This window comes from Burkholderia aenigmatica (assembly GCF_902499175.1).
In the GTDB taxonomy this organism is placed as follows: domain Bacteria; phylum Pseudomonadota; class Gammaproteobacteria; order Burkholderiales; family Burkholderiaceae; genus Burkholderia; species Burkholderia aenigmatica.
Genome location: NZ_CABVQC010000029.1, coordinates 89,283 through 98,861, shown reverse-complemented (window position 1 = coordinate 98,861; position 9,579 = coordinate 89,283). Strand labels below are relative to the sequence as shown.

The window sequence follows — 9,579 nt, the reverse complement described above, 5'->3', positions numbered from 1 at the left end:
CTCCAATGCAAACCAAAGTAGACGTTGGAGGCAGGCGATTCATTTACGTTCAATCAAGAATCGAACGCTACACTAGCATCGGCTGGCGTGCGACCGGCAGCGTCACGCAGCACTTTTTCCGGCAGACGGAGAATCACTACAGATGGCTTTCACGGACGGACGATGGCAGGCAATCCGGATGGGGGCGGGCAACCGCATCGCGTGGCGTTCGCGATGACTGCGCCCGACACCATACTCGTCAGCCGCGACCCGCACGCGCCGATCGTGATCGAGCGCGACGGCGGGTTGCTGTACCGGATCTACATCGAGAGCGGACACGCGTCGTTCTACCGCGATTTTCCGGTCGATCCCGACGCGGTGCGCGTGCTGAGTGACGACGCCGAGCGCTTTTACTTCCTGTTCGCGGCGCTTCACCATCCGTACCAGCTGAGCGCAACGAACCTGTCCGACACGGAACGCGAACGCTATTTCGGCACGATCCTGTTTGCCGGGCGCGACGACGTCGAAGCCTTCATGACGGAACTCGACCGCGCCAGCAACGGTGCCGTCGCGAACCTGCTGAGGATCTTCACGCAGGCCGACTACCGGCAACTGCGCGCGGGCCGGTGGTTCGACATGGGCGCCGGCACGCCGGCCGCGTAGCGCCAGCGCAAGCCCGTCGTCAACTTCAACGGGCGCGGGCGAAAACCGGCCGCGCACCCGGTGCGCGGCCGCGCCGTCAATGGCTGCGCGCGTACCCCTGGATCAGCGCGCGCATCATCCCTTCGACCGTCGCGTCGAGCAGGTCGGTTTCCTGCTCGGACTCCTCGACGAGCGCGGCATACGCGGTCGCGAGCGTCACGCGATCGACCTCATGGCGTTGCTCCATCAGCGTCACCATCCCGTCCTTCGCCAGATGAGCGGAGAACGCGCGGCTGCCGATGGTCTGGAATACGTCAATCATGGCGGCTCTCCCGTCCGTTGCCGATGCTTTCCAGTTTAGTCGGCGCACCGGGGCTCCGCCACGCGCGGCGGGCCGCCGCACGCTGCCCCGGAACGCGTACGGGCGAGCCGCGACCTGCGCGCCCGTGCCGGCCGGCCGACCACCGTTTCCTCGGATGAAACACCGGCGACACATGGCCCGGGCACGGTATCCGCACGCTTCAACGTTTACCCGAAGCAGCAAATTGTCGACTTTTTGTCGATAAAGTCTCGTGTTAGATTGCGCCGTCCGAGCCCGGTCGAAACCGGGCAGGCGGCGCGTTGCCACGGCGCCGCGCGTCCGCTACAAGGAGGAGCAATGCTGGTGCTGATTGGGGTGCCGATCGTCGTGATCGGTTTTGCGCTGCGCTTCAATGCGCTGCTGGTGGTCACGATCGCGGGGCTCGCGACGGGGCTGGCGGGCGGGTTGAATCTGGTCGACATCGTCAGCGCGTTCGGCAAGGCGTTCACCGAAAACCGCTACATGGGGCTCATCTGGCTGACGCTGCCGGTGATCGCGCTGCTCGAGCGCAACGGGCTCAAGGAGCAGGCGAAGCGGATGATCTCGCGCGTGCAGGCGGCCACCACGGGCCGCGTGCTGATGCTGTATTTCGTGCTGCGCCAGGCGACCGCCGCGCTCGGCCTCACGTCGCTCGGCGGGCATGCGCAGATGGTGCGGCCGCTGATCGCGCCGATGGCCGAGGCCGCCGCCGTCAACCGGCACGGCGAGCTGCCCGAGTCGGTGCGCCAGCAGATCCGCGCGCATGCGTCGGCTGCCGACAACGTCGCCGTGTTCTTCGGCGAGGACATCTTCATCGCGATCCAGTCGATCCTGCTGATCAAGGGCTTTCTCGAACAGAACGGGATCTCCATCGAGCCGCTGCATCTGTCGGTGTGGGCGATCCCGACCGCGATCGCCGCGCTGCTGATCCACTGCGCGCGCCTCGCGCTGCTCGACCGCCGGCTGGCGCGCGGCTTCGGCCTGCTCGCGCAGGAGGGCGCGCGATGATCGGCCTCGAATCGCTGTACACGCTCGCGGGGCTGATGTTCGCCGCGTTCGCATGCTTCAACCTGACCGACCGCACGAACCCGCGTCGCATCGTCAATTTCGCGTTCTGGATGATCTACGCGGTCACGTTCCTGTTCGGCGCGCTGCTGCCGCATTTCGTGACGGGCTGCCTCGCGATCGCGCTCGCGGTCATTGCCGGTTCGGGCAAGCTCGGGCGCGGCAAGTCCGATGAAGCCGGGGAGGCCGCGGCCGTGCGGCGCGAAACGCTCGCGCAGCGTTTCGGCAACACGCTGTTCCTGCCCGCGCTGCTGATTCCGGTCGTCACGCTGATCGGCACGTTCGCGTTGAAGCTTGTCCCGTTCGTCGACCAGAAAAGCGTGACGCTGATCTCGCTCGTGCTCGGCACGCTCGTCGCGTTCGCCGTCGCGCTCGCGATGCTGCGCGATTCGCCGGTGCATGCGGTGAAGGAGGCACGCCACACGATGGACGCGGTCGGCTGGGCCGCGATCCTGCCGCAGATGCTCGCGGCGCTCGGCGCGCTGTTCGCGGTCGCGGGCGTCGGCGGCGTGGTGTCGGGGCTCGTGAAGGAGTGGGTGCCGATCGATTCGCCGTTCGCGGTGGTCGCGGCCTACACGGTCGGCATGGCGCTGTTCACGATGATCATGGGCAACGGCTTCGCCGCGTTCCCCGTGATGACGGCCGGCATCGGCCTGCCGCTGATCGTCCACCAGTTCCACGGCAACCCGGCGATCGTCGGCGCGATCGGGATGCTGAGCGGTTTCTGCGGTACGCTGATGACGCCGATGGCCGCGAACTTCAACATCGTGCCGGCGGCGCTGCTCGAACTGAAGGACAAGAACGGCGTGATCAAGGCGCAGTGGCCGACGGCCGTACTGTTGCTCGCCGTGAACACGCTGCTGATGTACGCGTTCGTATTCCGCTTCTGACTCGAAGGACGAGATGCCCATGACCGACCGACTCACGCCCGAACTCGCCTCGACATTCGCGTCGCTCGCGCTCGCGCACCTGACCCGCGAATATCCGAACAAGCTCACGCATTCGCTCGAAGGGCCGCACGACGTGCAGGGGCCGCGCGCGCTGCACCCGATTTTCTACGGCAGCTACGACTGGCACTCGTGCGTGCACGGCTACTGGCTCGTGCTGCGCGTGCTCGAACGCTACCCGGCCTTGCCCGAGGCCGAACGCATCATCGCGATCGTCGATGCGCATTTCACCGATGCGAACGTCGCCGGCGAGCGCGCGTATCTCGCGCTGCCGCACAACAGCGGCTTCGAGCGGCCGTACGGCTGGGCGTGGCTGCTCGCGCTCTCCGCGCAACTCGAGCGGCTCGCGCTGAAGGGCGCGCTGCCGCAGGCTGCGCGCTGGGCGAAGACGATGGCGCCGCTTACCGACCTGTTCGTGGCGCGCTTCGAAACCTTCCTGCCGAAAGCGACCTATCCGCTGCGCGTCGGCACGCACTTCAACACCGCGTTCGCGCTGGCGCTCGCGCTCGATTTCGCGCGCGACACGCAGCGCGACGGGCTCGCGGCGCTGATCGTCGATACCGCGAAGCGCTGGCACCTGAACGATGTCGCATGCCAGGCGTGGGAGCCGTCGGGCGACGAATTCCTGTCGCCCGCGTTGATGGAAGCGGAACTGATGCGGCGCGTGCTGCCGGCCGCCGAATTCGACGGCTGGTTCGCACGCTTCCTGCCCGATCTCGCGCGCGGCGAGCCGGCGACGCTGTTCGAGCCGGCGACGGTCAGCGATCGCAGTGACGGCAAGATCGCGCACCTCGACGGGCTCAACCTGAGCCGCGCGTGGTGCCAGCGTGCGCTGGCCGGCGCGCTGCCGGAAGGCGATGCGCGACGCGCGAAGCTGCTCGATGCGGCCGACCGGCATCTCGCGAGCGCGCTCGCGCACGTGGCCGGCGACTACATGGGCGAGCACTGGCTCGCAACGTTCGCGGTGCTCGCGCTGGAGGCGTAGCGCGGCGGGTGCCGCGACATGACGGGTTTTCCGCCTGTCGCGGCAGCCGAGCGATGGAGGGTGCATGCAGGAGCGGACGATGGATCAACGTGACGAAAAACGGGCATGGGTGACGGCAATCATGACGTTCATCGAAACGCAACCCTATGACCCGGACGGGTGCGCGCGATATGTGTACACCGAAGCGCTCGATGCCCGGGCGTATCGGTACCGTGACCGACGGCTCGACACCTTGCTCGATACGATTGGAGGAATGAGTGCAGGGGACGAGTTTCACTATTCACGGGATGAACTCGTTGAAATGTTGCGATCGTATTTGCGCGATGCCGAGTGAATAGCGGGGCTGAGCGACTCGTTGCCGAACCGGGAAGCGGATGTGCCGAGACATGCTGCTCACGGATCAGGCATGAGCGGGGTGTTGTCCGCATAACCCATTTCCTGGCGCGAACCGCGTCGCCGCTTCCCGCATCGTCGGTACGTTCTCCCGCCAATCGCTGAGCGTCGCGCGCGGGCCGAGCGCGATGCCACGGGCGTGGTTGCGCGAGCAAGCACTGGCTCGCGACGTTCGCGTCGCTGGTGCGGGAGGCGTCGCGCGAAACCCCGCCGGCGGCAAGGTCTTCGGCGCGCGGCTATACTCGGCGCTCGGGTTGCCTCGTTCCATGCGTATTGTGCGAGGCGGCCATCCATTCGTTCGCCGCCTCGCCATGGACAAGCTCATTTCCTACGTTGCCGCGATCCACGGGCTCGCGGGCCCGGTGTCGATCGTGTCTCACGCGACGTCGCACGACCGCTGGACCGACGACGACGTCGAGGTCACGCGCGACGAAACCGAATACCGCTTCGACAACGGTGCGATCGTGCGCCGCTCGGTCGAGCAGGACCGCGCGCCGTCCGATCTGCTGTGTGCCGAATGCTGGATCGACTACGACGTGCTTCGCCATCCCGATGCGCAGCCAATCGGTCCGACGAGGATGACGTTCGACAACGCATGCCGCGAAACCTTCTGGCTGCGTTATCACCTTGCATGACTGCATGACTGCATGACTGCATGACTGCATGACTGCATGACTGCATGACTGCATGACTGCATGACTGCATGACCGCATGACCGCATGACCGCATGACCGCGCGCAGCCTCGTCAACCCGGTGGCGCGCCCTCAGCCGCATTCAGCAGCGGCGCGAGCCGCGTCGCCGCTTCCCGCATCTTCGGCACGTTCTCCAGCAGGTCGCTGAGCGTCGCCCGCGCGGTCGGCGCATGCACGGCAAGCGCCGCGAGCACGCGACCACTCGCGGCATCCTTCACCGGCACCGCAACAGCCACCATCCCGCGCACGAATTCCTCGTTGTCGATCCCGACGCCGCGCGCCGCGAGCCGGTCGAGTTCGGCCGCGAGCAACTGCGCATCGGTCAGCGTCCGGTAGGTCATCTTCTTCAGCGTGAGCCGCGTGAGCATCGCGTTGCGCTCCAGCGCATTCATCTGCGACAGGAACAGCTTGCCGCTCGCCGTGCAATGCAGCGGCACGCGCATGCCGGGCCGCATCTCGAGCCGCAGCGGCTCGGTCGTCTCCATGCGCTCCACATACAGCACCGTGTCGCCGTCGAGCGCGGTGAGGTTGCAGGTCTCGCCGAGCACGTCGACGAGCGAACGCAGCACCGAGCGGCAGCCGCGTGTGAACGTGTTGTTCGACAGCGCCGCGAGCGCGAACTGCGCGGCGCGCGGGCCGAGCGCGATGCCGCGGTCGTGCCCGCGCGAGTCGGGCATGTGGATCACGTAGCCGCGTGTTTCGAGCGATTCGATCAGCCGCAGCAGCGTCGCCTTTGGAATGTGCAGCCGCGCGGCGAGTTGCGACAGCGTGTACGGCTGGCCGGCCGACGCGAGCGCTTCGAGTACCGCGAGGGCGCGCAGCACGCGCGCGTCGTCGGCGGGCGCGCCGTCGGGCGGCGCGGGGGCGGTTTCGCGCATGTGTCTCCTCCGTCGGGATCGGCGTGCGTCCCGGGATGGTTGTGCGATGGAAATGAAACGAATTGAACGGTTTTTGTACCACATTCGCGGTGTGGACAATAAATCGACTTGTATGTGTTCCGTGTGCTCCATAAATTTGGACGAAACATACCGGATTTTTCAAATACCCCGGAACGGAGACACGAATGACACGCAGCTTCGACTATGTCGTGGTCGGCGCAGGATCGGCCGGTTGCGTCCTCGCCAACCGGCTGTCCGACGGCGGACGTCACACGGTGTGCCTGCTGGAAGCCGGCCCCGCCGACAACTACATGTGGATCCATGTGCCGATCGGGTACGGCAAGACGATGTTCCACCCCGTGTACAACTGGGGCTTCCACACCGATCCCGATCCGAACATGCACAACCGCCGCCTGTACTGGCCGCGCGGCCGTACGCTCGGTGGCTGTAGTTCGATCAACGGGCTGATCTACGTGCGCGGGCAGCAGCAGGACTACGACCACTGGGCCGCGCTCGGCAATCGCGGCTGGAGCTGGCGCGACTGTTTGCCGTATTTCCGCAAGCTCGAACACAACACGCTCGGAGAAGGGCCGACGCGCGGCACCGGCGGCCCGTTGTGGGCGTCTGCTATCCGGCAGCGGCACGAACTCGTCGATGCGTTCGTCGCCGCGTCGAACAAGCTCGGCGTGCGTACGGTGGACGATTTCAACACGGGCGACCAGGAAGGCGTCGGCTATTACCAGCTCACCACGCGCAACGGGCTGCGCTGCTCGACGGCGGTGGCCTACCTGAAGCCTGCGCGCGGGCGGCCGAACCTGCATGTCGCAACCGATGCGCAGGCGCTGAAGGTGCTGTTCGACGGCACGCAGGCGTCCGGCGTGCGCTACGTGCAGCACGGCAAGGTGTGCGAGGTGCGCGCGTTGCGCGAGGTGATCCTCGCGGCCGGCGCGCTGCAGTCGCCGCAACTGCTGCAGGTGTCGGGCGTCGGGCCGGCCGCGCTGCTGAACCGGCACGGGATTCCGGTCGTCGCCGATCGCGCGGGCGTCGGCGAGAACCTGCAGGATCATCTGCAGATTCGTCTGATCTACGAAGTGACGAAGCCGATCACGACCAACGACGAACTGCATTCATGGGTCGGCCGCGCGAAGATGGGGCTGCAATGGGCGCTGTTCCGCGGCGGCCCGCTCGCGATCGGCATCAACCAGGGCGGCATGTTCTGTCGTGCGCTGCCGGACGAATCGGCGACGCCCGACATCCAGTTCCATTTCTCGACGCTGTCGGCCGATTCGGCGGGCGGCAGCGTGCACCCGTTTCCCGGCTGCACGTATTCGATCTGCCAGCTGCGCCCGGAATCGCGCGGCACCGTGCGCATCCGCACCGACGATGCACGCGATGCACCGTCGATCCAGCCGAACTATCTCGACACCGAGTGCGACCGCCGCACGACGGTGGCCGGCGTGCGCTTCGCGCGACGCGTCGCGGCCACCGAGCCGATGGCGCCGCTGATGAAGCGCGAGGTGCGGCCGGGCGCGGACGCGCAGACGGACGACGAACTGCTCGAGTTCTGCCGCGAGTACGGGCAGACGATCTTCCATCCGTCCGGCACCGCGAAAATGGGCGTCGCGAGCGATCCGCTCGCGGTCGTCGACGAGCGGCTGCGCGTGTACGGCACGCGCGGGCTGCGCGTGGTCGACTGTTCGATCATGCCGACCCTCGTATCGGGCAATACCAACGTGCCGATCGTGATGGTCGCCGAGAAGGCGTCCGACATGATCCTCGAAGACGCGCGCGCGGCCGATCGCGGTCATAGCATCGCATCGGCCGCCGAGGCGCTCGCGTAGGGCCTCGCCACGCATCCCCCCGCGTGGCCCGTGCTCCTGCGCCCGGACGGCCGCCGCGCGTTTATCGATGCCCCCGCCGGCACGGCGCCGGGGCAGGTTGCGGCGCATCCTTACCTGGAGAAGCTCGCATGGCAATCGATTCCCGGGTCGTCCGACGCGTGGCCGCGGCCAGCGTGATCGGCGCGACCGTCGAGTGGTACGACTTTTTCCTGTACGGCGTGGTCGCCGGCATCGTGTTCGACAAGCAGTACTTTCCGTCCGGCGACGCGTTCGTGTCGACGATGCTCGCGTATGCGACGTTCGCGGTCGGCTTCGTCACGCGGCCGCTCGGCGGCTTGCTGTTCGGCCATCTCGGCGACCGCGTCGGGCGCAAGTCCGCGCTGATCCTGACGATGCTGATCATGGGCGTGTCGACGGCCGGCGTTGCGTTCCTGCCGACCTATGCGCAGATCGGCATGTGGGCGCCGGTGCTGCTGCTGACGCTGCGCGTGCTGCAGGGCATCGGCCTCGGCGGCGAGTGGGGCGGCGCGGTGCTGATGGCCTACGAGTACGCACCGCCGCACCGGCGCGGGCTGTATGCGAGCCTGCCGCAGATCGGGCTCGCGATCGGACTGTGCCTCGCGGCCGGTATAGTCGCGGCACTGTCGCGTGCGTTGCCGGACGCCGCATTTCTCGCGTGGGGCTGGCGCGTCGCGTTCGCGGCGTCGCTGTTGCTGGTTGCGGTCGGCTTCTACATCCGCACGCGCGTGGCCGATACGCCCGAGTTCGTCGCGCTCAAGCGCCAGCGGCGCGATACGAAGCTGCCGGTCGTCGAACTGCTTGCGAATTATCGGCAGGCGATCTTGCTCGGGATGGGCGCACGCTATATCGACGGCGTGTTCTTCAACGTGTTCGCGGTGTTCTCGATCGGCTACATGACACGCAACCTGTCGATCTCGCGTGGCGACGCGCTGCTCGGCGTGATGAGCGCGGCAGTCGTGATGTGCGTGTTCATCCCCGTGTTCGGCAGCCTGTCGGACCGGCTCGGCCGCGCGCGCGTGTACCGGTGGGGCGCGACACTGTGCGGGCTGTCGGTGTTGCCCGCGTTCTGGCTGCTGCAGACGCAGTCGACCAACCTGCTCGCCGTGTGGCTCGCGCTGGTGATCCCGTTCGGGATCTTCTACGCGATGGCGTACGGGCCGGAGGCCGCGCTGTTCGCGGAACTGTTCGACGCGAACGTGCGTTACACGGGCATCTCGTTCGTCTACCAGGTGTCGGGCATCTTCGCGAGCGGCCTCACGCCGATCGTCGCGACCGCATTGCTGCGCGTGAACGGCGGAGCGCCGTGGCTCGTCGGGGTTTACGTGATGTTGTCTGCACTCCTGTCGATCGTGTCCGCGCGGGCGATCGAGAAGCGCGGCGGGATGGACGGCGTCGTGGTGCGCGCGATGTGACGGCGGGCGGGGCGGATCGGGTGGGGCGGCGTGGCGTGGGGCCGTATCGGCGCCCTGATCTTCTTGCGGGGTCATGCCTGCGCCGCTGATTGCCACTCACCGACGCCGTCTGCCGGTCGCTCGCCGTGGCCCGCCGTTCGGCTTCCCGGCCGTCCGGCGGCGTTGCCCCCGCACCGTTGATCCTTGTTGACCGACGCCGTCTGCTGGCTGCCCGCCATTCGGCATTCCGATCGTCCGGCTGCGTCGGGTCCGTGTCGCTGATCCCTTTCGACCGTTGCCGTTCACCGGTTGCCTGCCGCCCGCCGTCCCGCGCGCTGGTCCAAGCGAATCCGGTCCACTGGCCCTACCTCCGAAAAAACGGCCTGCCTACACTTTCCTCGACA

10 protein-coding genes are annotated in these 9,579 nt (G+C 67.2%); 8 read left to right on the top strand and 2 right to left on the bottom strand.

Annotation, left to right across the window (positions count from 1 at the left end):
* Positions 1-213: 213 nt before the first annotated feature.
* Positions 214-642, top strand: coding sequence for a hypothetical protein (locus BDO18943_RS21530; protein WP_175023953.1), 429 nt, complete (start codon positions 214-216; stop codon positions 640-642).
* A gap of 76 nt (positions 643-718) precedes the next feature.
* Here BDO18943_RS21530 and BDO18943_RS21525 read toward each other — a convergent pair whose 3' ends face one another.
* Complete coding sequence (locus tag BDO18943_RS21525) at positions 719-943, bottom strand: hypothetical protein (RefSeq protein ID WP_011355611.1); 225 nt, start codon at positions 941-943, stop codon at positions 719-721.
* Between the two features lie 336 nt (positions 944-1,279).
* Here BDO18943_RS21525 and BDO18943_RS21520 point away from each other — a divergent pair, with 336 nt between their 5' ends.
* The 5 genes from BDO18943_RS21520 to BDO18943_RS21500 all read left to right on the top strand — a co-directional run bounded on the left by BDO18943_RS21520 (position 1,280) and on the right by BDO18943_RS21500 (position 4,986).
* Positions 1,280-1,969, top strand: coding sequence for a DUF969 domain-containing protein (locus BDO18943_RS21520; protein ID WP_175023952.1), 690 nt, complete (start codon positions 1,280-1,282; stop codon positions 1,967-1,969).
* The gene (locus tag BDO18943_RS21515) at positions 1,966-2,916 is read left to right on the top strand and encodes a DUF979 domain-containing protein (protein ID WP_175023951.1); all 951 of its coding nucleotides are present in this window, start codon (positions 1,966-1,968) and stop codon (positions 2,914-2,916) included. The genes BDO18943_RS21520 and BDO18943_RS21515 overlap by 4 nt, the downstream gene beginning before the upstream one ends.
* A 19-nt stretch (positions 2,917-2,935) precedes the next feature.
* Entirely contained in the window at positions 2,936-3,958 is a 1,023-nt protein-coding gene (locus BDO18943_RS21510) for a DUF2891 domain-containing protein (protein WP_175023950.1), read from the top strand.
* Positions 3,959-4,037: 79 nt separating this feature from the next.
* Positions 4,038-4,292, top strand: coding sequence for a hypothetical protein (locus BDO18943_RS21505; RefSeq protein ID WP_175023949.1), 255 nt, complete (start codon positions 4,038-4,040; stop codon positions 4,290-4,292).
* Positions 4,293-4,662: 370 nt separating this feature from the next.
* Positions 4,663-4,986 (top strand): hypothetical protein, encoded by a 324-nt coding sequence (locus tag BDO18943_RS21500; protein WP_089453280.1) that lies wholly within the window; start codon positions 4,663-4,665, stop codon positions 4,984-4,986.
* Between the two features lie 111 nt (positions 4,987-5,097).
* Here the strand turns inward: BDO18943_RS21500 and BDO18943_RS21495 are convergent, their stop codons facing one another.
* Positions 5,098-5,922 carry an IclR family transcriptional regulator gene (locus BDO18943_RS21495; protein WP_175023948.1) on the bottom strand — a complete coding sequence of 275 codons (825 nt, stop codon included), beginning with the start codon at positions 5,920-5,922 and terminating at the stop codon, positions 5,098-5,100.
* A 185-nt stretch (positions 5,923-6,107) separates the two neighbouring features.
* Between BDO18943_RS21495 and BDO18943_RS21490 the strand changes: the two genes are divergently transcribed.
* Positions 6,108-7,763, top strand: a complete 1,656-nt coding sequence (locus BDO18943_RS21490; protein WP_175023947.1) for a GMC family oxidoreductase — start codon at positions 6,108-6,110, stop codon at positions 7,761-7,763.
* Positions 7,764-7,891: 128 nt separating this feature from the next.
* Positions 7,892-9,196, top strand: coding sequence for an MFS transporter (locus tag BDO18943_RS21485; protein ID WP_175023946.1), 1,305 nt, complete (start codon positions 7,892-7,894; stop codon positions 9,194-9,196).
* Positions 9,197-9,579: the final 383 nt, after the last annotated feature.